The following is a 22251-nucleotide window of genomic DNA, read 5'->3' on the forward strand; positions in this document are numbered from 1 at the left end:
CCGTCCCTCAGGCGATCGGCAGGCCACTTAGCGCACGCGTGCGCTCGTCGTGCAGCTCCTGCACCGCCTGCGCGTTCGGATGCACCCGCGCGGTGTTGCCGACGCTCTCCAGGTACTGGCAGGCCGCGTGGCCTTCGGCGGCCTTTTCGTACTGCGCGATCCAGGCGTCGCGTGCAGGCAGCTTCTCGGGCGAGACAGGCCAGACGCCCGGCTGCGGCCGGATGTGCTCGCCGATGCCGATGCGCCAGGGCTTGGCACTCAGGCGAGCGCGAAAGCAGTTCTGGTTGCGGCACATGCGTGCATAGACCTTGTCCACGCCCAGGGCCTGGAAGCAGTCGGCCACGGACATGTCGGCCGGGCTGAAGACGTCGTGCATCGCGAGCACCCGGAATCCGGCGGGCGTGCGGTAGACCCGCAGGTGCCAATCGGGATGCTGGTGCAGGAAGCGCCCGATGCGCTCGGCCGCGCGCTTCTCGGGCGCGGGGTTCGTGCTGGCCTCTCCGCGCTTCCTGGCCAGGCCGATGCGGTAGGCGACGACGAAGACCACGATGGCGGCGATCAGCCCGCCCAGCCAGGTCTTGGCCGTCCAGCCGCCGACGATGCCTGCGATGAGCGCCGGCACCAATGCAAAGCCGAACACGCTGGTGCGAAGGGGCTCGTCGAAATCGATGTCGACGAACAGCACGTCGGGCGTGTTGAGGCAGCGCGCGCCGTAGCCGTTGCGGGTGATGACGCTCTCGCCCTGCCGCTCGACGATTTCCTCGCGGATCGGCACGCCGTCGGCGCCGTTGTAGGCCAGCTTGCGCTCGCGGCGCTCGAGTTGTTCGCCGCTCACGATGCGGTCGAAGGCCTCGCGGGTGCGTTGGTCGGCGTGCGCCTGCGCGGCCAGCGGGCTGTCGTCGGACCAGCCGTAGCGCCGCACGGTGATCTGCTTGCCGGCAATGCGTTCCTGGATGCGGCCCTCGGCCCAGAACTGGGGAACGATCATCGCGTCAGGCGCCCTTCGTGAAATACAGCCAGGCCAGCACCACGACCAGCACGACGATGACGATGGGCAGCCACTTGAAGCCGCCCTGCGGCACACGCCCCGGTTCGGCCATCGGGTTCGTGGGCATGTTCGAGGGCAAGTGCCCGAAATCGCCAGCCGCCGGGTTCTGGTGGTTCTCGACCAGGCGCTTGGCCTCGGCCAGCCCCAGGCCCGTGGCTTCGCGTGTGAGGCGGACGGCCTCGACCTTGTTGCCCTTCGCCAGGGCCATGAGCGCGGCAGAGGGCACCGCCGCGGGACCGTTGCCCTGCATGCCCGCGCCCTCGGGTTCGCCGCGGCCCCAGTCGCCCTCCTGCCAATCCGCCGGCGCTCCCTGGCCATTGGCGTGGCGCTCGACGGCCTCCTTGGCCGACTTGAGGTCCAGGCCGGTCTTGTCGCGCACGATCTTGATGGCCTCGATCAGGCTGCCGCGCTGCAGTGCCGCGATGGCTTCGGGTGGAAGCTTGTCCATGGACCTCTCCTCGGGTTGTTGTTTGTTGCTTGTCTCTTCGCTGCGTCTTCGGCGTTCAGGCCGCCTGCTCGACCGTGGACACAGGCGTCTTCTCGTTGAGCGACACGCGCCCGGCCTCGATGGTGATGCGGCGCTCGCAACGCGATGCAATGCCGCGGTCGTGGGTGACCAGCACCAGCGTCGTGCCGAGTTCGCGGTTCAGGTCGAACATCAGCTTCATCACCTGCTCGCCGGTCGCGAAGTCGAGGCTGCCGGTGGGCTCGTCGGCCAGGAGAAGGGCCGGCTGCACGACGAAGGCACGGGCCAGTGCCACGCGCTGCTGCTCGCCGCCAGAGAGCACCTTGGGGTAGTGGCCCAGGCGCTGCCCGAGGCCGACGCGGCCGAGCATCTCGGTGGCGGCCTTGCGTGCGTCCTTGCGGTTGGCCAGTTCCAGCGGCAGCATCACGTTTTCAAGTGCGCTCAGGTTGCCCAGCAGCTGGAAGCTCTGGAACACGAAGCCCACGCGCTGTGCGCGCAATGCGGCGCGTTCGTCCTCGTCGATGGCGAAGATGTCGTCGCCCGCGAGCTTGACCGTGCCGCGCGTGGGCGTATCGAGCCCCGCGATGATCGAGAGCAAGGTGCTCTTGCCGGAGCCCGAGGCGCCGACGATGGCGGCAGTTTCCCGCGCGCCGAGGGTGAAATCGATGTCCTGCAGAATGTCCAGCGTGCCGGCCGAATCGGTGACGGACTTGAAGACATGCTCGACGGCGACAATGGCATCAGACGGGGGTTGGGACATGGAAAGGCTTTGGTTTGAATCGACGTGACTTTATCTTGACCACCGCCGCACTAGGCAGTGCGGGCAGCGCGGGGACATGGACGGCCGCGGCGCAGGCCCAGGCCACCAGCGCGGCCGGCAAGCCGGTCATCCTGGTGCTGGGCGATTCGCTGAGCGCAGAGTACGGCTTGAAGCGCGGCGAAGGCTGGGTACCCTTGCTGGAAAAAAGGCTTGCCCAGCAGAAGATCGCGGCCACGGTGGTCAACGCCAGCATCAGCGGCGACACCAGCTCCGGCGGACGCGCCCGCTTTCCCGCCCTGCTCGGGCAGCACAAGCCCAGCCACGTGGTGGTGGAACTCGGCGCCAACGACGCGCTGCGCGGCCTGCCGCTCCCGGACACCGAAAGCAACCTGCTGCAGATCACCAAGGCTGCGCAGGCTGCGGGCGCGAAGGTGCTGATCGTCGGCATCCAGGTGCCGCCGAACTACGGTGGCGACTACACGCGGCGCTTCGAGGCGGTGTTCTCCAAAGTGGCGAGCGCGACCAAGTCGGCGCTCGTGCCCTTCCTGCTCAAGGGCGTGGCCGATGCGCCCGATGCGATCTCGCTGTTCCAGGCCGACCGCATCCACCCGACGGCCGCGGCCCAGCCGCAACTGCTCGACAACGTCTGGCCCGAACTGCGCAAGCTGCTGCCCAGACAGAGCGCGTAGCGCACGCCACGCGCAAAGAAAAAGCCGCCGCAGGCGCAGGCCTGCGGCGGCTTCTTGATGGGGATGCCAGGAGCGGATCAACCGTTCTTGGTGGGCAACTCGGGCACCGTGGGAGGATCGCGTTCGAGCGATGCCACATCGGTTTCCGGGTCTCCGGGAGCCAGTCCGTCGCTGCTCGGGCTGAGCTTGCGATATTGCTTCTCGCGGAGCTTTTCTTCCTTTTTCTTCTTCTTGGCCAGTTCTTTCTGGCGCTTCTCGTAGCCGTAATTTGGTGTTGCCACTGCTTCTCCTTGAGGCGAGACAGTCACCGTGACTGTGCGTGGCCTACTGTAAGCGATAACGGTGCAGTCTCAAGGCGCTGCGCCGGGCGGCGTTTCGAACTCGAACAAAGCTTGCAAACCGGGGTAGCGCTGGTGGATGAACCACCCCAGCGCACCGCGCCCTACATCCGCACCAGCGCCTGCTGCAGGTCGGCGCGCAGGTCGTCGACGTCTTCCAGCCCGACCGAGAAGCGCACCAGCGTGCCTTTGTAGGGCCAGCGCGCGATGCTCGCATCGCGCATCAGGCCGATGTCGTACGGCACCACCAGGCTGATCGGCCCGCCCCACGAATAGCCGAGGCGGAAGAGCTTCAGGCTGTCGCAGAAACGGTCGACCTGCTCGGTGCTGTAGCGCTCGTCGAACACCACGGAGAACAGGCCCGCGGCCAGGTCGGTGGCGCCGCACAGCGCGCGCCAGTTGGCGTGGCCGGGCGAGTCTTCCAGCGCCGGATGCAGCACCTGCGCGATTTCCTCGCAGCCGTTGAGCCAGCCGGCCAGTTCGCGGGCTGCGCGGTCGTGCGCCGCATAGCGCAGGCCGATGCTCGGCAGCGAGCGCAGCAGTGTCTCCACGTCGCCCACGCCGATGCCGAAACCGATGCGCATGTGCGCGAGCTTGAGCGCGCGGTGCAGCCGTTCGTCGTTGGTGACCACGCTGCCCGCCAGCACGTCGCCGCCGCCGCTCGGGTATTTGGTGAGCGCATGCACCGAGATGTCGACGCCCTGCCCCGTGCCGTTGAAATCGAAGGGCGCGAAGGCCAGGCCCGCGCCCCAGGTGTTGTCCAGCGCCGTCACCACGCCGCGCGCGCGGCAGATGTCCACGAGCGCGGGCAGGTTCGGAAACTCCATCGTGACCGAGCCCGCAGCTTCCAACCACACCAACCGCGTGCGATGCGAAATCTTGGCCTCCAGGTCGGCCGGGTTCATCGCGTCGTACAGGCGGTGGGTGATGCCGAAGTTGGCGAGCTCGCCGGTGGCCAGCGCCTTGTTGGGGCCGTAGGCGTTGTCGGGAATCAGCACCTCGTCGCCGGTCTTGAGGAACGCGAACGAAACCAGCGAGATGGCCGCCAGGCCGCTGGGCACCAGCAGGCACTCGGTGCCGCCTTCGAGCGTGGCCAGGCGCTCCTCGAGCGTGAACGTGGTCGGCGTGCCGTGCAGGCCGTAGGTGTAGCCGGCCTTGGTCTTCCAGTCGCGCGCGCGCATGGCGGCCACGTCGGCGAAGAAGACGGTCGATGCCTTGAACACGCCGGGCTGCGGCGCGGCGAAGTTGGCGGGCGGGGTGTAGGGATGGTGAATCAGGGTCGTCGAAGGCTTGCTCATGTGCCGATGCTAGCGCGACTGGCATGCGGGGCGGCCCCATCGCACAATGCGCCGATGGGCTACAGCCTGTTCCAGTCCGGTCTCGCAGCATGCAGCTGACGCGGCCCCCTCCTCCTCACTTGCAGCCGTTCATCAAGCTGCTGTGGGCTTCGTCGCCCGATGGCGCGCCGACCGATCGGCCGGGTGCGCGCGAGCATGTGCAGCCCACGGGCGGCATGCACCTGGTGTTCCGCTTGTCGGGCCCGCCGCTGAAGCTGTTCGGCGGCCCCGACGACACGCGCGGCCAGACCTGCGGCTACGCGATCGTCGGCGGCGCGCGTGCCGCCTCCTACATGCGCGATGTGTCGGTGGCCACGCGCTCTGTCGGCGCACAGCTGCAGCCCGGTGCCGCCCGCGCCCTGCTCGGCGCGCCCGAGGACGCACTGGCCAGCCAGCACACGCCGCTCGATGCGCTGTGGGGCGTGCGGCAGACCGATGCCGCGCTCGAGCAGGTCCATGCAGCGGTTGACCTCGAACGACAGCTGGCAGTCTTCGAAGCCCTGCTCGCCCAGCGCGTCATCGACTCGCTGAGCGCCGGCCTGCGTGGCCTGCATCCGGCCATCGCCGCGACGCTCGGACCGCTGGCCCACGAGAACCCCTCGATCGCCGGGCTGGTGACCCACAGCGGCTACAGCCATCGCCGCTTCATCGCGCTCTTTCGCGGCGCCATCGGCCTCAGCCCCAAGGAGTACGCACGCGTGATGCGTTTCGACCGCGCGCTGGCGCTGGCGGCCGACCCGGCGCAAAGCTGGGCCGAGATCGCGCTCACCGCCGGCTACAGCGACCAGGCGCACCTGAGCCGCGAGTTCTCTGCGCTGGCGGGCATGTCGCCGCAGGCGTGGCGGCGGACCGGGGCCACATCGCCGCGGCATGTGCCGGTGGGCACGGCAACAGGTCAAATTCGTTCAAGACGCTAGGGGCGCGGCACTCCAGAATCGGCGCCACGACAACTGCTTCCCCCCTCTCGAAAGGCAATCCATCATGGCGATCCACGAACTGTTCCCATACCTCTGCGTCGACGATGCCGGCGCAGCCATCGACTTCTATTGCGAGGTGTTCGAGGTGAAGGAGATCTTCCGCCTCACCGAGCCCAGCGGGCGCATCGGCCACGCGGAACTGGACTTCCACAACGGCGCGATCCTGATGATTTCGGACGAGTTCGCCGAGTTCAACATCCGCAGCGCCAAGACCCTGGGCGGCAGCGCGGTGACGCTGCACCTGCATGTGGACGATGCCGATGCGGTGGTGGCGCGGGCCGTGGCGGCCGGCGCGACGCTGGACATGGCGCCGCAGGACCAGTTCTATGGCGAGCGCTCCGGGGTCTTTCGCGATCCCTTCGGCCACCGCTGGAACGTGGGCCACAGCATTGAAAAATTGACGCCGGAAGAGATGCAGCGGCGCTACACCGCGATGCTCACTTCCGGCGACGGGTCGTGCCAGACCTGATCAAGGCTTGATCAGACCGACCACTTCTCGAGCAGCTTCTCGGCGCCGAGCGAGTCGTAGCCCTCGAAGGGCTGGTGGATCCAAGGGTTGGTCGCCAGGTACTCGACCGAATAGTCGGGCGTGAAGGTCGACAGCGCCTTGGTCCAGATCACCGCGCTGCGCAGTTCGGTGATGGGCTTGTAGTTGTTGCGCAGCATGTCCATCACGGCGTGCAGCGTGTGGCCCGAGTCGGCCAGGTCGTCCACCAGCAGCACCTTGCCGGCGATCTCGCCCTTGGGCGTGGTGATGAAGCGGGCGATGTCCAGGTGGCCCTGCACCGTGCCGGCGTCGGCGCGGTAGGAGCTGGTCGACATGATCGCCAGCGGCTTGTCGAAGATGCGCGAGAGCACGTCGCCCGGGCGCATGCCGCCGCGCGCGAGACACAGGATGGTGTCGAACTCCCAGCCCGACTGGTGCACCTTGATCGCGAGCTTCTCGATCAGGTTGTGGTACTCGTCGTAGCTGACGTAGAGATGCTTGCCGTCTTCGGTCAACATGGTCTGTTCGTTCCTGTTCAGTCTGCGAGGTAGGGGTGACGCATCATGATCGTGTGATCGCGATCCGGGCTCGTGGAAACCATGTGGATCGGCACACCGGTGATCTGCTCGATGCGCTGCAGATAGAGACGGGCATTGACCGGCAGCTTGTCGTATTGCGTGACGCCCACGGTGCTCTCGGTCCAGCCTTCGAGGGTTTCGTAGATCGGCGTGCAGCGCTCGATTTCGTCGGCGCCCATCGGCAGGATGTCGGTGGTTTCGCCGTCGAGTTCGTAGCCGGTGCACAGCTCGAGCTTCTCGAGGCCGTCCAGCACGTCGAGCTTGGTGATGCACAGGCCTGACAGGCCGTTGACCTGCGCCGATCGCTTGAGCAGCGCGGCGTCGAACCAGCCGCAGCGCCGGCTGCGGCCGGTAGTCACGCCCTTTTCGGCGCCCACGGTGCTCATGTGATAGCCGGGGGTGCCGGGCGTGGCCCAGTCGAGTTCGGTCGGGAACGGACCGCCGCCGACGCGCGTGCAGTAGGCCTTCGTGATGCCCAGGATGTAGTGCAGCATGCCCGGGCCCACGCCCGAACCGGCGGCGGCGTTGCCGGCCACGCAGTTGCTGGAGGTGACATACGGGTAGGTACCATGATCGACGTCGAGCAGCGTGCCCTGGGCGCCTTCGAACAGCAGGTTGGCGCCGGCCCTGTGGGCGTCGTTCAGCTCGCGCGACACGTCGGCCATCATCGGCTTGAGCAGCACGGCGTGGCGCATGGCTTCGTCGAACACGGTGTCGAAATCGATGGCCGGTGCGCCCAGCACCTGCGTGAGCACATGGTTGTGCAGGTCGAGCAGCACGCGCAGCTTGGTGGCGAAGCGCTCGGGGTGCTTCAGGTCCTGCACACGCAGCGCGCGGCGGGCGATCTTGTCTTCGTAGGCCGGGCCGATGCCGCGGCCGGTGGTGCCGATCTTCTCGACGCCGCCCTTTTCGCGGTAGGTCTCGCGCGCGATGTCCAGCGCGGCGTGGAACGGCAGGATCAGCGGGCAGGCCTCGCTGATACGCAGGCGCGAGCGAACTTCGACGCCGGCTTTCTCCAGGCCTTCGATTTCCTCGAAGAGCTTGGCGGCCGACAGCACCACGCCGTTGCCGATGTAGCACTTGACGCCGGGCCGCATGATGCCGCTCGGGATCAGGTGCAACGCCGTCTTCACGCCGTTGATGACCAGCGTGTGGCCCGCGTTGTGGCCGCCCTGGAAGCGGACCACGCCCTGGGCGCTCTCCGTCAGCCAGTCGACCAGCTTGCCCTTGCCTTCATCGCCCCACTGGGTACCGACGACGACCACGTTTCTTCCGGTGGTTACGCTCATGCTCGTTCCATTGCTTAAAAATTCAGATCGCTCGGACATTCCATTGACCCGCCTGCTCGATAAGCTCGCGGTCGCAATGGAATTCATCGATTTCGCTGCCGTGTCCCGGCAGCACACAGACAACCGTTTCACCGGCCTTGCGCAGTTGGGCGATGGCCTGGCGCAGGCCCGCCGCATCGCTCCAGGGCGCGCGGATGGCGGCACGCAGCGGGCGCGCCGGCAGCACGCCGACCAGTTCGCGCACGTCCAGGCTGAAGCCGACGGCCGGGCGGTTGCGGCCGAACACGGCACCCACCTCGTCGTAGCGGCCGCCGCGTACCAGCGAATCGGCGGCGCCCGGCACGTAGATGCCGAAGCGCATGCCGCTGTAGTAGGCGTAGCCGCGCAGGTCGGCCAGGTCGAAACTGATCTGGCGCCCTGCCGTGCCGTTCAGCCCGGCAGCGAGCTGCTTCAGGTCGGCCAGCGCGGCAGCCACGGCCGGCGTGCCCTTCAGCGCCTTGGCGGCCTCGTCGAGCACCGCGACGTCGCCGTAGAGTTGGACCAGCGCGCGCAGCCCGTCGCGCGAAGCGGCCGGGAAATCCTTGGTGAGCCCGTGCAGCTCGCTTGCATCCTTGGCGGCCAGCGCGGCATGCACGCGGGCGAGCGCGGCGGCATCGACCGGCACGCCGGCAAACAGCGCGCGCACGATGCGGGCATCGGCCAGGTCGACGATCACACCGTCGCGCAGGCCCGCGGCATCGAGGCAGTCGAGGGCCAGCAGCAGGATTTCGGTGTCGGCTTCGAGACCGGCGTGGCCGTAGATCTCGGCGCCGAACTGCAGCGGCTCGCGCGTCGCGTGCGGGCGGTCGGGCCGGGTATGGAGCACCGGGCCGCAATAGCAGAGACGCGCCACGCCATCGCGGTTCAGCAGGTGGGCATCGATGCGCGCCACCTGGGGGGTGGTGTCGGCACGAAGGCCCATGCTGCGGCCGGAGAGCTGGTCGACAAGCTTGAAGGTTTGGAGGTCGAGCGCCTCGCCGGTGCCCGAAAGCAGCGACTCGAGGTGCTCGAGCAGCGGCGGCATCACCAACTCGTAGCCATAGCCACGGGCGGTATCGAGCAGCTGGCGTCGAAGTTCTTCGATGTGGCGCGCCTCGGAAGGCAGCACATCGGCAATGTGATCCGGGAGGACCCAGGCGGACATGGGGATCGGGGGCGTGGTTAAACCGGGATTCTACCGGGACCGCGCCCGAGTCCCGCGTAGGCATTCAATGGGTGGCGAGCCTCAGGCCAGAATCCAGAGCAATACCAAGCCCAGCAGGATGCTGCAAAGACCGAAGAAACGCAGCTGGCCGTCGCGCAGCTGCATCAACTGCCCGAAGCCGCGCCGCCACCCTCCCGGCGACACGAAGGGCAGGATGCCCTCGATCACCAGGACGAGCGCCAACGCACTCCAGAAGGTCTCGGCGCTCACGAAGCCCTGGAGCGGATCAGCGGCGCGGGGCGGTGCCCGCCGAGCCGGAGCCCTGCATGGCGCGGAAGAAGTCGGACGAGGGGTCGACCACCATCACGTCGCTCTTCTTGTTGAAGCTCTGCTTGTAGGCCTCGAGGCTGCGATAGAACTGGGCAAACTGCGGGTCGCGGCCGAAGGCTTCGCTGTAAGCGGCAGCGGCCTGGGCATCGCCCTCACCCTTGATCTTCTGCGCGTCGCGGTAGGCGTTCGCCACGATCACTTCGCGCTGACGATCAGCATCGGCGCGGATCTTTTCGCCTTCCGCCGTACCGGTCGAACGCAGCTCGTTGGCCACGCGCTTGCGCTCGGCTTCCATCCGGCGGTAAACCGATTCGGTGATCGCTTCCACATAGTCCACACGGGTGATCCGCACGTCGACCACGTCCACACCCCAGGGCTTGGCGCCCTTCACCACGCCCAGCACTTCGCGCTGAACGTCGGCCATCAAGGCCTCGCGGCGCAGCGAGATCAGGTCGCGCACCGTGCGCTTGTTGATGTTCTCCTGGAACGCATTGCGCACCACGCGGTTGAGCTGCATGGCACCCGCGTTTTCGTCGAGGCCGACGTTGCGGATATAGGCTTGCGGATCGCTGATGCGCCAGCGCACATACCAGTCGATCACCACGCGCTGCTTCTCAGCCGTGAGCATGGGTTCGGTGTCGATGCTCGACAGCGTCAGGAGGCGCTTGTCGATGTACGACACGTTCTGGAACGGCGGCGGCAGCTTGAAATTGAGGCCGGGTTCGGTGATGACGCTCTTGATCTGGCCAAGAGCGTAGACCACGCCGAACTGGCGCTGGTCGACCACGAAGAGGGTCGAGCTCAGCAGCACGAGCAAGACGAGGATCGACGAGGCGATGAATCCGATTCTGTTCATGTTCTTCTTGGCCTTTTCAGCGCACGTCGCGTTCACGCGAACGACCGTCGCGAGCACGGGTCTCGCCCGTGGGCGGAGCCACCGGAATCACCGACGACTGGGCCGGTGCGGTGCCGGCCACGCTCGGGCTGGCAGCATCGACGGGTGTGGCGGCTGCATTGTTGCCGCCCAGCTGCATGATCTTGTCGAGCGGCAGGTACAGCAGGTTGGAGCCTGCCTTGGTGTCGACCAGGACCTTGGTGGTGCTGGCGTAGATCTGCTGCATGGCGTCGGTGTACATGCGGTCGCGGGTGACCTGCGGCGCCTTCTGGTACTCGGCCAGCACCGCGCTGAAGCGGCCGGCATCGCCTTGTGCCTGGGCCACGATGCGCGCCTTGTAGGCTTCGGATTCTTCCTTGAGGCGCGAAGACGTACCGGTGGCGAGCGGCACCACGTTGTTGGCGTAGGCCTGCGCATCGTTCTTGGCACGCTCGCGTTCCTGGCCGGCCTTGAGCACGTCGTCGAACGCCGCCTGCACCTGCTCGGGAGGACGCACACCACCCTGCTGCAGGTTGATGCCGACGACTTCGACGCCGATCTTGTAGCGATCCAGGATGGTCTGCATCAGCGCGCGAACGCGCGGGGCAATCTGGTCGCGCTCTTCGGCAAGTGCCGCATCCATCTTCATCTTGCCGACCACTTCGCGCACGGAGCTCTCGGCCACCTGCACGATGGTTTCGGCCGGCGACTTGCTCTCGTAGAGCCAAGCCTGTGCATTGCTCAGGCGGTACTGCACGGCGAACTTGATTTCGACGATGTTCTCGTCTTCAGTCAGCATGGCCGATTCGCGCAGCCCCGTGGAACGCACGATGGCGTCGCGGCCCACGTCCGTCGAACGGATCTGCGTGGTCACCACCACTTCGTGGCGCTGGATGGGATACGGCAGACGCCAGTTGAAGCCGGCGTTCACCGTCGACTTGTAGCGGCCGAACTGCGTGACCACGGCCTGCTGGCCTTCGTTCACGATGAAGAAGCCGGTGCCGAGCCAGATCAGGACCGCCACGGCAGCCACCAGGCCGAGGCCGAATCCTGCGTTTTTCATATCGGGTCTATAGCCGTTTCCGCCACCGCCGCCATTGCTGCCATTGGGGCGGTTGCCGCCGCCCTTGCCGCCGCCGAAGAAACCGCCGAGCTTGCGATTGAGGTCGCGCCAGAGTTCATCGAGGTCGGGCGGGCCCTGGTTGGGACCTTGGCCGCGGGGGCGGTTGCCGTTGTTATTGTTGTTGCCCGAAGGCGGGGGCGTCGGTGCGCCCGGAGGATCGGCATCGGGGGGCCGGTTGCCGGCTGGGCGGTCGCCGTTGGAGGGCGTCGGCTCGTCGCCGCGACCCCATCGGCCATCGTTCAGGTTGAACATGCCCAGAAACCCTCTCCACGCTGGCTTTGCATTCATTCGCTTCGTTCTCTTGTCAGTGGCGGGATTGTGCCCAATCAAAGGGCGGCATCGTGCAATTCAGTGTCGTCCGCAGGGGTCATCGTATCGGCTACGGAGCCCGATTGCCGCGCCAACTCGGCGCGCAAGAGCGGCACGCCCTCCCCGCTTTTGGCGCTGAGGAAGATGCGGGGGACTTGGACGCCATCGATTTCCATCTCGTCCTGCAGTTGCAGGGGACGTTGCGCACTTTCAAGGGCATCGAGCTTGTTGAATACCAACAGTTGCGGGACGGCGTCCGCGCCGATCTCGCGCAGGACGGTCTGCACCTCGGCCATCTGCTCGGGGTAATGGGGATTGGAGGCGTCGATCACGTGCAGCAGCAGATCGGCATCGACCGCCTCCTGCAGCGTGGCCTTGAACGCGTCGACCAGGCCGTGCGGCAGGTCGCGGATGAATCCGACGGTGTCGGAAATCGACACCTGGCGCTTCGCGTCGCCTAGGTAGAGATTGCGGGTGGTGGTGTCCAGCGTGGCGAAGAGCTGGTCGGCCGCATAGGCGCGCGCCTTGACCAGCGCATTGAACAGCGACGACTTGCCCGCGTTGGTGTAGCCCACGAGCGAAATGTTGAAGGTCTCGCGGCGCTCCCGCTGCCGGCGCTGCGTGCCGCGCTGCTTTTGCACCTTGGCCAGGCGCTCACGCGTGCGCTTGATCGACTCGCCGATCATCCGGCGGTCAAGTTCGATCTGCTTCTCGCCCGGACCGCCGCGCACACCCGCGCCGCCGGTCTGGCGCTCCAGGTGGGACCAGCGGCGGACCAGCCGCGTACTGAGGTACTGCAGGCGCGCCAGCTCTACTTGCAACTTGCCTTCGTGCGAGCGCGCACGCTGGGCGAAGATTTCGAGAATGAGGAAGGTGCGGTCGTAGACCGCGATGTCGAGCTGGCGTTCGAGGTTGCGCTGCTGCGCCGGGCTCAGGGACTGGTCGAAGATGACCTCGCTCGCCTGGTGCATGGCGGCGAGTTCCTTGATCTCGTCGGCCTTGCCGCTGCCCACGAACAGCGCCGCATCGGGCGCCTTGCGTTTGCAGGTGAGTCGGGCGACAGGCGTGAGGCCCGCAGTCTGCGCGAGCAGGCCGAGTTCCTCGAGTTCGCTGTCGAAATGGGGCAGCCCAAAGTCGACGCCGACGAGAACGGCGGCGCCTTCCTGGCGGTGGATCAGTTCAGACAAGCGGAATCAGAAAATGGAAAAGCGCGACGGAGGGGACTCCGCCGCGCTCCGCGCGATCAGGCTGCGGCGTCGTCGTTCTCGGCAGCCGAGAAGTTGACGGCACGACCCGGCACGATGGTGGAAATGGCGTGCTTGTAGACCATTTGCGTCACTGTGTTGCGGAGCAACACGACGTATTGGTCAAAAGACTCGATCTGGCCTTGCAGCTTGATGCCGTTCACCAAATAAATGGAGACCGGCACATGCTCGCGACGCAAGGTGTTCAGAAACGGGTCTTGCAGAAGTTGCCCTTTATTGCTCACGATATTCTCCGTGTTCAAGAGTAGTTGTTGGAGAGATGACCTTAACACAGGGTTTCTGCGCTGCAGCAATAGTGGCCAAAAGCCTTGAGAAAATAACGTCTCTCAAAAGCCGGAACTTCCACTCCTGCTGCAACTCATCGGCCGTCATCGGCGGGCAAGCGCCCCTCAGCTGTCCTTGTCCGCAAATGGATTCTGCGAGCTTTTGAACTGGATCCGCAAGGGCGTGCCCACGAGATCGAATTCCTTGCGGAAGCGCCCTTCCAGAAATCGCTTGTAGGCGTCAGTCACGTGCTCCAGCGAATTGCCGTGAATGATGATCACCGGCGGATTCATGCCGCCCTGGTGCGCATAGCGCAGCTTGGGCCGGAACATGCCACCGCGCTGAGGCGCCTGGAATTGCACCGCCTCCAGCAGCAGCCGGGTCAGCACCGGCGTCGACATCTTGCGGGTGGCCGACTTGTGGGCTTGCGCAATGGCCTGCCACACCGGACCGAGCCCCTGTCGCTTGATGGCCGAGATGAAATGCAGCGACGCGAACTTCAGAAACGGCAACCGGGTTTCGATCTGCCGCTGGATCTGCTCGCGCTGGTAGCTGTCGACCGCGTCCCATTTGTTGATGGCAATCACCACCGCGCGGCCGCTCTCGAGGATGTAGCCGGCAATGTGCGCATCCTGGTCGGTCACGCCCTGCGTGGCATCGAGCAGCAGCAGCACGACGTTGGCCGACTCGATGGCCTGCAGCGTCTTGACCACCGAGAACTTCTCGATCGCCTCGAACACCTTGCCCTTGCGGCGGAGGCCCGCGGTGTCGATCAGTTCGAAGCGCTGGCCGTTGCGCTCGAACGGCACCGAGATGGCGTCGCGCGTGGTGCCGGGCATGTCGAAGGCCACCAGGCGCTCTTCGCCGAGCCAGGTGTTGATCAGCGTGGATTTGCCGACGTTGGGCCGGCCGGCCACCGCCAGCTTGATCGGCTTGTTGACGTCGTCTTCGTCCGTCTCGTCATCGGGGTCCGGCAGGTTCAGCGGCTCGAGGGCGAGTTCGACCAGGTCGCGCATGCCCTGCCCGTGCGCCGCGGACACGCCATGCACGTCGCCGAAACCCAGTTCGTAGAAGTCGACCAGCTTGGTGCCGTCGTGCATGCCTTCGGCCTTGTTGGCCGCCAGCACGCAGGGCTTGCCCAGCCGGCGCAGTTCGTTGGCGATATCGTGGTCCTGCGCCGAGAGGCCTTCGCGGGCATCGACAACAAAGATCACCACGTCGGCCTCGGCCACGGCCTGACGCGTCTGCTTGGCCATTTCCTTGTAGATGCCGCTGCCGGCATCGGGCTCGAAGCCGCCGGTGTCGATCACGATGAACTCGTGCTTGCCCAGGCGGCCGTTGCCGTAATGGCGGTCGCGCGTGAGGCCGGCGAAGTCGGCGACGATGGCGTCGCGCGTCTGGGTCAGGCGATTGAAGAGCGTCGACTTCCCGACGTTGGGACGGCCGACCAGGGCCACGACCGGCTTCATGGCCGGCCTTTCGATGGCGCGGTTTTCATGGTCGGGCCTTGCAATTGGAGAAAGAAGTTATTCAGGACGAAAACCAAACACGCCACCCTTGGCAGTCACGACCACGACCGTGTTGCCGGCCAGGACCGGCGCAACGGTGATGGCGGAGCCATCGGGCGTGACGCGATTGAGCAGCGCGCCGTCCGTGCGCGAAACGAAATGCAGGGACCCGGTGTCCTCGCCGATGATCAGCGAGCGGCCCACCGCGAGCGGCGAGGTCAGCACACGGTTCTTGAAACGGGTCGATTGCCAGGCGCGCTCGCCGTCGCCGCGGCGCCAGGCCGTGACGCTGCCGTCGGATTCGGTGCCATAGACGAAAGCTTCGTCGCCGCTGACGCCGTCCGCGCCGGAAGCCGGCTTGCTCCAGACCAGCGTGCCACGCTGGGTCTCGACGCAGCCGACGCTGGCGTAGTAGGCCCGCGCGCAAACGCTGTCGCCGTAACGGCTCACGCTGCCGGTCAGGTCGACCAGGCGCTCCACGTCGTTGGTGCCGCGTGGCGCAGCAATGGGCGATTCCCAGCGCGAGGTGCCGTTGGCCGGGTTGATGCCGACCAGCCGGCCGCCAACACCCGCGACCAGCGTGTCGCCCACGGCGATCAGCACGCCCGACTTGCGCAGCACGAGGTTTTCGCTCGGGCGCTGTTGCAGCCAGAGGCGGCGGCCGCTCTGGCCGTCCCATGCGCTGATGCTGCGGTCGGCGGTCTGCACGAACACGCGGCGGCCTGCGACCAGCGGTGCCGTGAAGGCCTGGGCCGACAGCTTCTGCTTCCACAGGACCTTGCCGTTCTCGACCGCGACAAGCTCGTTGTTGGTGGTGACTACCGCGGCCATGGTGCCGTCACTGCCGACGCCCGCCGCGAGCGTGGCGCCAGCGTTCGCGCGCCAGGTTTCGCGGCCTGCACGGGCGTCGATGGCCACGATGGTGCCGTCGCTGCCGGCCACGGTCACGATGTCGCCGCTGACGTCGGTAGTGAGCGGGAAGCTCACGTCCGGAATCTTCACGGTCCAGGCCTGGCGCACGCCGAGCGTGGCGGGATTGGCGGGCAGCTCGGCCGGCTTCGGCTTGCTGGTGCCCGAGCAGGCGGCCAGGAGCGCGACCAGGACAAGAGCGGAACCCGCACGCAGAGCGGCCGATTCAGGCATGAGACGCTTGAAATTCATGATGCGATCAGGAAGTTTTGGGGGCTGCGGGGGTCACGGTGATGGTGGGCGCCAGGCTCTTCGGGTCGACACCGACCGCGTTCAGCTTGATCTCCACCAGGCGGCGGTAGTCGGAGCTCGCGCCCAGGCCTGTCCAAGCCTTGCGGTACTCCGCCTGCGCCTCGCTGCGCTTGCCCTGCGCCATGTAGATATCGCCCTTGCGGTCGGCCACCAGCGGTTCGAATTCATCGGGCACCTTGCCGTCGAGTTGCTTCAAGGCTTCGTCGTACGACTTGCCGTCGAGCAGTTCGGCTGCGAGCCGCAGCTTGGCGATGGCCTGGTAGCCCGGATCGATGGCGCTCTGCGCCACCCAGCCCAGCGCGGCACGCGATTCCTCGGCCTTGCCCTTTTCGTACAGCGCCTTGGCGGCCAGGAGGCCCGCCTGCTGCGCGTAAGCGGTGCCGGCGAAGCGTTCCTTCATGTCGCCCAGCACGCGCTGGATGCGCTCGACGTCGCCGGACTGCGTGCTGCGCTCGACCTCGTCGTAGAGTGCCGCGGCCTGGGCTGCCTTGTTGCGCTGGAAGTACTGCCAGCCGTTCCAGGCCACGAAGGCGCCAGCGACAAGCAGCACGACCCAGGTGATCAGGGTGCCGTAGGTGTTCCAGAAATGCTTGAGCTGGTCGAGCTGTTCCTGTTCTTCGAGGTCGAGATGGGTTGCCATGCGCTATCAGGTGTTGGGAGCCGGGGATTGTAGGGTGGCGGCCCAGGTGGCCACTTCGGCGAGAGGCCGGGCGGTTTGCGCGCCGCTGCCGTCGCGCAGCGCCTTGAGAGTCACTTCGCCGCGTGCAAGTTCATCGGCGCCGAAGATCAGGGCGTAGGCCGCGCCGCTGGCGTCGGCTTTTTTCATTTGCGCCTTGACGCCACTGAGGCCGTCGGCAGTGGCCGCATGCATCTGCACGCTGACACCGGCCTCGCGCAACTGTTGCAGCGTGCGCAGCACGACAGGCATCGAGGCGGCATCGGGCACCACGGCGTAGGCATTGGGTGCGGGAGCGGAAACACCGGCGCCCTGCTCCTTCAGCAGATCGAGCACACGCTCAACACCCATCGCCCAACCCACCGCCGGAGCCGGCTTGCCGCCGATCTGTGCAATCAAGTCGTCGTAGCGGCCACCGGCGCATACCGTGCCCTGGGCGCCAAGACGATCCGTCACGAATTCGAAGACGCTGAGGTTGTAGTAGTCCAGCCCGCGCACGAGACGTGGATTGATCGTGAAGGCAATGTTGTTGGCCTTGAGGATGGCCTGCAACCCTTCGAAGTGAGCGAGCGATTCGGCGCCAAGAAAGTCGATCAGCTTCGGGGCCGATTCAACGACTTCCTTCATCGCCGGGTTTTTCGTGTCCAGGATGCGCAGCGGATTGCTGTGCAAGCGGCGCTTGCCGTCCTCATCGAGCTTGTCCGCGTGCTTTTCGAAGTGAGCGATGAGCTGGGCACGGTGCTGTGCACGCTCGGCGGACTGCCCCAGACTATTGAGCTCCAGTCGCACATCGGTCAGGCCGATCTGTTTCCAAAGTGCATTGGCCAGCAGGATCAGTTCTGCATCGACATCCGGACCGGCAAAGCCCAGCGCCTCGGCGCCGATCTGATGAAACTGGCGGAACCGTCCGCGCTGCACGTTCTCGCGGCGGAACATCGGGCCGGTGTACCAAAGCCGCTTGGGCCCTTCGTACAGCATGTTGTGCTCGATCACTGCGCGCACGAGGCCCGCCGTGTTTTCGGGCCGCATCGTCAAGTGCTCGAACTTGCCGTTCTTGTCGGCGCGATCCTCGAAGGAGTACATCTCCTTCTCGACGATATCGGTCACCTCGCCAATGCCACGAACGAAGAGCGCCGTCCGCTCCAGGATCGGCGTGCGGACGTTGCGGTACGCATAGCGCCCCATCAGGTCGCGCACGGTGGCCTCAAGCCACTCCCAGCGCGCCGATTCGGGCGGCAATATGTCGTTCATGCCTTTGACGGCATTCAATTTTTCAGCCATGAGTCTGCGGAGGTGTCAGGCAGCGACGGCGTGTTCGCCGCCGAAGCGCTTTTCGATGTAGGTTTCGACGAGCTGGTGGAACTCGTTGGCGATATTGTCGCCGCGCAGCGTGAGGGCCTTTTCGCCGTCGATGAAGACCGGTGCGGCAGGCGCCTCGCCGGTGCCGGGCAGGCTGATGCCGATGTCGGCGTGCTTGCTCTCGCCGGGGCCGTTGACGATGCAGCCCATGACGGCCACCTTCAACGTTTCGACGCCCGGGTATTTCTTGCGCCAGACCGGCATCTGCAGGCGCAGGTAGTCGTCGATCTGCTTGGCCAGTTCCTGGAAGGTGGTGCTCGTGGTGCGGCCGCACCCCGGACAGGCGGTGACGCTCGGCACGAACACGCGCAGGCCCAGGGCCTGGAGGATTTCGTTGGCGATCAGCACTTCCTGCGTGCGCGACTCCCCCGGCTGCGGCGTGAGCGACACGCGAATGGTGTCGCCGATGCCCTCCTGCAGCAGGATCGACAGCGCCGTGGCCGACGCCACCGTGCCCTTGGTGCCCATGCCGGCTTCGGTCAGGCCCAGGTGCAACGGGTACTCGCAGCGCCTGGCAAGTTCGCGGTACACCGAGATCAGGTCCTGCACGCCACTCACCTTGCACGACAGGATGACCTGGTTGCCGGCCATGCCCATCGATTCGGCGAGCTTGGCGGATTCGATGGCCGAGGTGATCAGCGCCTCGTACATCACCTGCTTGGCATCCCAGGGCTCGGCGCGCTGGCTGTTCGTGTCCATCAGGCTGGCGAGCAGTTCCTGGTCGAGGCTGCCCCAGTTCACGCCGATGCGCACCGGCTTGTTCCAGCGCATCGCGGCGTCGATCATCTGGCCGAACTGCTTGTCCTTCTTGTCGCCCTTGCCCACGTTGCCGGGGTTGATGCGGTACTTGCTCAGCGCCTCGGCGCACGCCGGATAGTCGGTGAGCAGGCGGTGGCCGTTGTAGTGGAAATCGCCGATCAGCGGCACGTCGATGCCCATGCGGTCGAGCTGCTCGCGGATGTAGGGCACCTGTGCTGCGGCCTCAGGCGTGTTGACCGTGATGCGGACCATTTCGGAGCCCGCAATGGCGAGTTCCTTGACCTGGATCGCGGTGCCGATGGCGTCAACGGTGTCGGTGTTCGTCATCGACTGCACTCGCACCGGCGCATCGCCGCCCACCGTGACGACACGCGGGCCCCAGGTCACGCTGGCCTGGCGCGAGCGGCGCGCCTTGGGCGCTGCCGATGCGATGGGTTGAGGGGTGCAGTCGGTCACGATTTCACCTCGAAGCGCGCCACGCCACCGCCACGGGTGACCGGCTTCAGATCGTAGGGCTTCCCGCTCACCTGCACATCGACAGCCGACGCACGGCCCACCACCACGGACAGCGGCAGCGTGCCGGACAGCCCGACGGTTTCGCCGGCCTTCACGCTGCGGCGCAGCAGTTGTTTGCCGCCGGCTTCGGTCACGGTGATCCAGCACTCTTCGCGCGCCACGAAAACAAGTTGCTGGCTGCTGTTTGCGGCGGCCACGGGAGATGCCGCGGCAGGCGCGGCGGCTGCCGGAGCAGCACCCGCGGCAGTTGCGTTGCCAGCCGGCCCGGTGGGGGCAACGGCCTGCACCGGAACGTTCTCGGCCACAACGCCCGGCGCACCGGGCGTGCCCGCGGCCGATCCGCTTGCGGATGCTTCGCCCGTCGACGCCGCGTCGGGTTCGCCGCGCGAGGTCAGGCGGGACACCGAGGCGCCTAGCTGGTCGAAAACCGACTGCGGCAGCCAGAACAGCGCGCCCGCACCGATCAACAGAAGCACGACCACCGCCAGCAGCGCCCGCGACGGCAGCACGCTGGAGCGCCCGCCGTTCCAGCGCGGCGTGCCGGACACGATGTTGGTCTTGAGGGTCCGGTCGGCCACCGCAAGACCCGCCTGCCTGGTGTTCGGCAGCTTGGCGAGCACCGGCGCCGGGTCGATGCGCAAGGCCCGGCAGACGCTGCTGGCCAGTGCGCGCGCAAAGACCGGGTCAGGCAGCGAAGCGATGTCGTCCGCCTCGAGCGCCATGAGCTTCTGCGGCGGCACCTTGAGCGCAGCCGCCACCATGTCGATGTGAAGTCCGTGCGCCTCGCGCGCCTCGCGCAGCAGGTCGCCAGCGGTCTTGTGCGCGATGTCGCTTTCCTCGAGCGGCAGTGCCGCGGAGGTTCCGAACTCCGAAACCCGTTCAGTCATTGAAATTCCCGCGCTCGTACGCTGATGCCTCCCGCGATTGGGGGAAGCGGCGTTGCAGTTGGCCTCCCAACTGCGCGATGGCCTCGCGGTTGTTGAGCTTGCGTTCGATCTTGATGCCGAGCCAGAGCGTCTCGGCGCTGGCCGAGGGGCTGTTGTTGACGCGGCGAATGTAGAACTGGGCGCGCTGCCACTCCTCGCGCTGCGCCAGCACCGACGCCAGGTTGAAGCCGACCACCGGGTTGCCGGCGTCGATTTCATAGGCCTGCATCAGGCTGCGCTCCGCCTGCGGACGCAGCCCGGCCTTGAGCTCGCAGACGCCCTGCGTCATGAGCGTCTTGGCGCGGTCGTTGTAGCCGGGCACGGCGAGCGCCTCGGTGAACTGCTGCGCCGCGTCGCCAAAGCGGTTCTGCTGGCACAGCAGCCAGCCGTAGTTGTGGCGAACATTGGGATCGCGCGGATTGATCGCGATCGCGCGGCGGAAGCTGTCTTCGGCAAGGCCCGCATCCTCGAGCCGCATGTAGACGAGCCCGCGCAGGTTGTAGGCGTCGGCGTAGTTGGGATCGGCCACGAGGGCCTGCTTGATCTCGTCGAGCGCGACGGTGGTCTGGCCGTGCTCGAAATAACCGGAGGCCAGCTCCATGCGCAGGCGCGCGCGGCGCTGGCGGTTGGTCTCGTCGGACTCCGTGACGATCTCGTTGCCCTTGCCCGAACTGGTGTCGGCAAGGGTGGTGGTGGTGGTCCGCGTGTTCACGCAGCCCACGAGCAGAAACGCCACGGCGACACCGGCAAGGCTGGCAGCCAGCAGGCGCTGCGTGCTCGCGGTGGTCATCGGAAAGGCCTGGCTCATTGCTTCAATGCTCCTGGGGGACGGTAGGGTTCTTGCGCATCGGGTGCAAGACGACGGGACGTTCGGTCGCACGGCGCAGGGCCATGCGCTCGGCGGCGCGGGTGCGGTCCTTGACGTCGCCGGCGAGCTGTCCGCAGGCCGCGTCGATGTCGTCGCCGCGCGTCTTGCGCACGGTGGTCACGAGGCCCGCTTCGCCCAGCGTCCTGGCGAACGCCAGCACGCGCGGCTGCGGCGAACGCAGCAGGCCCGAGGCGGGAAACGGGTTGAACGGAATCAGGTTGAACTTGCACGACACGTTGTGGCTGCGCACGAGTTCGATCAGCTGGCGCGCGTGCTCGGGCTGGTCGTTCACGCCGTCGAGCATGCAGTACTCGAAGGTGATGAAGTCGCGCGGCGCGTGTTCGAGGTAACGCTTGCAGGCCTCGAGCAGTTCGGCAATCGGGTACTTGCGATTGAGCGGCACGAGGTCGTCGCGCAGCGCATCGTTGGGCGCGTGCAGCGAAACGGCCATCGCCACCGCGCAGTCTGTGCCCAGGCGGTCGATCATCGGCACGACGCCGGAGGTCGACACGGTGACCCGTCGGCGCGACAACCCGTAGGCGTTGTCGTCGAGCATGGTGCGCAACGCGGGCACCAGCGCGGTGTAGTTCTGCAGCGGCTCGCCCATGCCCATCATCACCACGTTGGAGATGACGCGATCGCCGCGCTTGAGGTGCTTGCGCAGGAAATGTTCGGCAAACCACAGCTGGGCGGTGATTTCGCCCGTACTGAGATTGCGGCTGAAGCCCTGATGCCCGGTCGAGCAAAAGCGGCAACCGACCGCACAGCCGGCCTGGGACGACACGCACAGCGTGCCGCGGTCGTCCTCGGGAATGAATACGGCTTCGACGGCATCGCCGCCGCCGACGTCGAACAGCCACTTGATCGTGCCGTCCTTGGATTCGTGCTGCGTGAGGACCGGCAAGGCCTCCACGCGCGCGGTGGTCGCGAGTTTCTCGCGCAGCGACTTGGCCAGATCGGTCATCTGGGTGAAGTCGCTGGCGCCACGCTGGTGGATCCAGCGGAACAGCTGCGTGGCGCGAAAACGCTTCTCGCCGAGTTTTTCGCAGAACGCAGCCAAACCCTCGAGATCGAAGTCGAGCAGGTTGGCCGTGGTCATGG

At 66.6% G+C, this 22251-nt stretch carries 24 protein-coding genes; 3 read left to right on the forward strand and 21 right to left on the reverse strand.

What is annotated here, in order from left to right; genetic code table 11:
* Nucleotides 1-7: 7 nt before the first annotated feature.
* From M2282_RS01935 to M2282_RS01945, 3 genes are read right to left on the reverse strand one after another with little or no spacing between them, the layout of a single operon-like run.
* Nucleotides 8-988: a hypothetical protein gene (locus tag M2282_RS01935; RefSeq protein WP_280807103.1), complete on the reverse strand. Its 981-nt coding sequence runs from the start codon at nt 986-988 to the stop codon at nt 8-10.
* 4 nt (nt 989-992) lie between these two features.
* Nucleotides 993-1496 (reverse strand): ribosomal protein L7/L12, encoded by a 504-nt coding sequence (locus M2282_RS01940; RefSeq protein WP_280807104.1) that lies wholly within the window; start codon nt 1494-1496, stop codon nt 993-995.
* A 55-nt stretch (nt 1497-1551) separates the two neighbouring features.
* On the reverse strand, nt 1552-2274 hold the full coding sequence (locus M2282_RS01945) for an ABC transporter ATP-binding protein (RefSeq protein WP_280807105.1): 723 nt from the start codon (nt 2272-2274) through the stop codon (nt 1552-1554).
* 35 nt (nt 2275-2309) lie between these two features.
* Between M2282_RS01945 and M2282_RS01950 the strand changes: the two genes are divergently transcribed.
* Nucleotides 2310-2963: an arylesterase gene (locus M2282_RS01950; protein WP_280807106.1), complete on the forward strand. Its 654-nt coding sequence runs from the start codon at nt 2310-2312 to the stop codon at nt 2961-2963.
* A 77-nt stretch (nt 2964-3040) separates the two neighbouring features.
* Here M2282_RS01950 and M2282_RS01955 read toward each other — a convergent pair whose 3' ends face one another.
* Both M2282_RS01955 and M2282_RS01960 read right to left on the reverse strand, forming a co-directional pair.
* On the reverse strand, nt 3041-3244 hold the full coding sequence (locus M2282_RS01955) for a hypothetical protein (RefSeq protein WP_013542096.1): 204 nt from the start codon (nt 3242-3244) through the stop codon (nt 3041-3043).
* A 161-nt stretch (nt 3245-3405) separates the two neighbouring features.
* Nucleotides 3406-4599 (reverse strand): PLP-dependent transferase, encoded by a 1194-nt coding sequence (locus M2282_RS01960; RefSeq protein WP_280807107.1) that lies wholly within the window; start codon nt 4597-4599, stop codon nt 3406-3408.
* Nucleotides 4600-4688: 89 nt separating this feature from the next.
* Here M2282_RS01960 and M2282_RS01965 point away from each other — a divergent pair, with 89 nt between their 5' ends.
* Nucleotides 4689-5555: a helix-turn-helix domain-containing protein gene (locus M2282_RS01965; protein WP_348541717.1), complete on the forward strand. Its 867-nt coding sequence runs from the start codon at nt 4689-4691 to the stop codon at nt 5553-5555.
* A gap of 64 nt (nt 5556-5619) precedes the next feature.
* Nucleotides 5620-6084, forward strand: a complete 465-nt coding sequence (locus tag M2282_RS01970; RefSeq protein ID WP_280807109.1) for a VOC family protein — start codon at nt 5620-5622, stop codon at nt 6082-6084.
* A gap of 11 nt (nt 6085-6095) precedes the next feature.
* On the opposite strand, the gene M2282_RS01975 is transcribed toward M2282_RS01970, so the two are convergent.
* From M2282_RS01975 to rlmN, 16 genes are all read right to left on the reverse strand, one after another.
* Nucleotides 6096-6620 carry a phosphoribosyltransferase gene (locus M2282_RS01975; RefSeq protein WP_013542102.1) on the reverse strand — a complete coding sequence of 175 codons (525 nt, stop codon included), beginning with the start codon at nt 6618-6620 and terminating at the stop codon, nt 6096-6098.
* 17 nt (nt 6621-6637) lie between these two features.
* On the reverse strand, nt 6638-7969 hold the full coding sequence (locus M2282_RS01980) for an adenylosuccinate synthase (protein WP_280807110.1): 1332 nt from the start codon (nt 7967-7969) through the stop codon (nt 6638-6640).
* A gap of 22 nt (nt 7970-7991) precedes the next feature.
* A complete protein-coding gene (locus tag M2282_RS01985) occupies nt 7992-9152 on the reverse strand; it encodes an ATP phosphoribosyltransferase regulatory subunit (protein WP_280807111.1) in 1161 nt (386 codons plus the stop codon).
* 81 nt (nt 9153-9233) lie between these two features.
* Nucleotides 9234-9422 (reverse strand): DUF2065 domain-containing protein, encoded by a 189-nt coding sequence (locus M2282_RS01990; RefSeq protein ID WP_280807112.1) that lies wholly within the window; start codon nt 9420-9422, stop codon nt 9234-9236.
* A 16-nt stretch (nt 9423-9438) separates the two neighbouring features.
* On the reverse strand, nt 9439-10338 hold the full coding sequence (gene hflC, locus M2282_RS01995) for a protease modulator HflC (RefSeq protein ID WP_280807113.1): 900 nt from the start codon (nt 10336-10338) through the stop codon (nt 9439-9441).
* Nucleotides 10339-10354: 16 nt separating this feature from the next.
* Complete coding sequence (hflK, locus tag M2282_RS02000; protein ID WP_348541724.1) at nt 10355-11731, reverse strand: FtsH protease activity modulator HflK; 1377 nt, start codon at nt 11729-11731, stop codon at nt 10355-10357.
* Between the two features lie 74 nt (nt 11732-11805).
* Nucleotides 11806-12975 (reverse strand): GTPase HflX, encoded by a 1170-nt coding sequence (gene hflX, locus M2282_RS02005; protein WP_280807115.1) that lies wholly within the window; start codon nt 12973-12975, stop codon nt 11806-11808.
* Between the two features lie 56 nt (nt 12976-13031).
* Complete coding sequence (gene hfq, locus M2282_RS02010; RefSeq protein WP_012747311.1) at nt 13032-13277, reverse strand: RNA chaperone Hfq; 246 nt, start codon at nt 13275-13277, stop codon at nt 13032-13034.
* 165 nt (nt 13278-13442) lie between these two features.
* On the reverse strand, nt 13443-14786 hold the full coding sequence (gene der, locus M2282_RS02015; RefSeq protein WP_280807116.1) for a ribosome biogenesis GTPase Der: 1344 nt from the start codon (nt 14784-14786) through the stop codon (nt 13443-13445).
* A gap of 57 nt (nt 14787-14843) precedes the next feature.
* The gene (bamB, locus tag M2282_RS02020) at nt 14844-15986 is read right to left on the reverse strand and encodes an outer membrane protein assembly factor BamB (protein WP_280807117.1); all 1143 of its coding nucleotides are present in this window, start codon (nt 15984-15986) and stop codon (nt 14844-14846) included.
* 7 nt (nt 15987-15993) lie between these two features.
* Nucleotides 15994-16686: a YfgM family protein gene (locus M2282_RS02025; protein WP_280807118.1), complete on the reverse strand. Its 693-nt coding sequence runs from the start codon at nt 16684-16686 to the stop codon at nt 15994-15996.
* A 6-nt stretch (nt 16687-16692) separates the two neighbouring features.
* Nucleotides 16693-18003: a histidine--tRNA ligase gene (hisS, locus tag M2282_RS02030; protein WP_280807119.1), complete on the reverse strand. Its 1311-nt coding sequence runs from the start codon at nt 18001-18003 to the stop codon at nt 16693-16695.
* Nucleotides 18004-18018: 15 nt separating this feature from the next.
* Entirely contained in the window at nt 18019-19296 is a 1278-nt protein-coding gene (gene ispG, locus M2282_RS02035) for a flavodoxin-dependent (E)-4-hydroxy-3-methylbut-2-enyl-diphosphate synthase (RefSeq protein WP_280807120.1), read from the reverse strand.
* A complete protein-coding gene (locus tag M2282_RS02040) occupies nt 19293-20243 on the reverse strand; it encodes a helix-turn-helix domain-containing protein (protein ID WP_280807121.1) in 951 nt (316 codons plus the stop codon). The genes ispG and M2282_RS02040 overlap by 4 nt, the downstream gene beginning before the upstream one ends.
* Nucleotides 20236-21090 (reverse strand): type IV pilus biogenesis/stability protein PilW, encoded by an 855-nt coding sequence (gene pilW / locus M2282_RS02045; RefSeq protein ID WP_280807122.1) that lies wholly within the window; start codon nt 21088-21090, stop codon nt 20236-20238. The genes M2282_RS02040 and pilW overlap by 8 nt, the downstream gene beginning before the upstream one ends.
* Nucleotides 21091-21094: 4 nt before the next feature.
* Nucleotides 21095-22249 carry a 23S rRNA (adenine(2503)-C(2))-methyltransferase RlmN gene (gene rlmN / locus M2282_RS02050; protein ID WP_280807123.1) on the reverse strand — a complete coding sequence of 385 codons (1155 nt, stop codon included), beginning with the start codon at nt 22247-22249 and terminating at the stop codon, nt 21095-21097.
* Nucleotides 22250-22251 lie beyond the last annotated feature (2 nt).

This window comes from Variovorax boronicumulans, from assembly GCF_029892485.1.
Lineage (GTDB): Bacteria > Pseudomonadota > Gammaproteobacteria > Burkholderiales > Burkholderiaceae_C > Variovorax > Variovorax boronicumulans_B.

Bases quoted from the DNA above. Each gene is read 5' to 3' on its own strand.
- M2282_RS01960 (WP_280807107.1), bottom strand. From the start codon at position 4,599: ATGAGCAAGCCTTCGACGACCCTGATTCACCATCCCTACACCCCGCCC.
- M2282_RS01970 (WP_280807109.1), top strand. From the start codon at position 5,620: ATGGCGATCCACGAACTGTTCCCATACCTCTGCGTCGACGATGCCGGC.
- hflC (WP_280807113.1), bottom strand. From the start codon at position 10,338: ATGAACAGAATCGGATTCATCGCCTCGTCGATCCTCGTCTTGCTCGTG.
- M2282_RS01945 (WP_280807105.1), bottom strand. From the start codon at position 2,274: ATGTCCCAACCCCCGTCTGATGCCATTGTCGCCGTCGAGCATGTCTTC.
- der (WP_280807116.1), bottom strand. From the start codon at position 14,786: ATGAAGCCGGTCGTGGCCCTGGTCGGCCGTCCCAACGTCGGGAAGTCG.
- pilW (WP_280807122.1), bottom strand. From the start codon at position 21,090: ATGAGCCAGGCCTTTCCGATGACCACCGCGAGCACGCAGCGCCTGCTG.
- M2282_RS01985 (WP_280807111.1), bottom strand. From the start codon at position 9,152: ATGTCCGCCTGGGTCCTCCCGGATCACATTGCCGATGTGCTGCCTTCC.
- M2282_RS02025 (WP_280807118.1), bottom strand. From the start codon at position 16,686: ATGGCAACCCATCTCGACCTCGAAGAACAGGAACAGCTCGACCAGCTC.
- M2282_RS01975 (WP_013542102.1), bottom strand. From the start codon at position 6,620: ATGTTGACCGAAGACGGCAAGCATCTCTACGTCAGCTACGACGAGTAC.
- M2282_RS01965 (WP_348541717.1), top strand. From the start codon at position 4,689: ATGCAGCTGACGCGGCCCCCTCCTCCTCACTTGCAGCCGTTCATCAAG.
- hflK (WP_348541724.1), bottom strand. From the start codon at position 11,731: ATGTTCAACCTGAACGATGGCCGATGGGGTCGCGGCGACGAGCCGACG.
- M2282_RS01935 (WP_280807103.1), bottom strand. From the start codon at position 988: ATGATCGTTCCCCAGTTCTGGGCCGAGGGCCGCATCCAGGAACGCATT.
- M2282_RS01980 (WP_280807110.1), bottom strand. From the start codon at position 7,969: ATGAGCGTAACCACCGGAAGAAACGTGGTCGTCGTCGGTACCCAGTGG.
- M2282_RS01940 (WP_280807104.1), bottom strand. From the start codon at position 1,496: ATGGACAAGCTTCCACCCGAAGCCATCGCGGCACTGCAGCGCGGCAGC.
- bamB (WP_280807117.1), bottom strand. From the start codon at position 15,986: ATGAATTTCAAGCGTCTCATGCCTGAATCGGCCGCTCTGCGTGCGGGT.
- hisS (WP_280807119.1), bottom strand. From the start codon at position 18,003: ATGGCTGAAAAATTGAATGCCGTCAAAGGCATGAACGACATATTGCCG.
- rlmN (WP_280807123.1), bottom strand. From the start codon at position 22,249: ATGACCACGGCCAACCTGCTCGACTTCGATCTCGAGGGTTTGGCTGCG.
- M2282_RS02040 (WP_280807121.1), bottom strand. From the start codon at position 20,243: ATGACTGAACGGGTTTCGGAGTTCGGAACCTCCGCGGCACTGCCGCTC.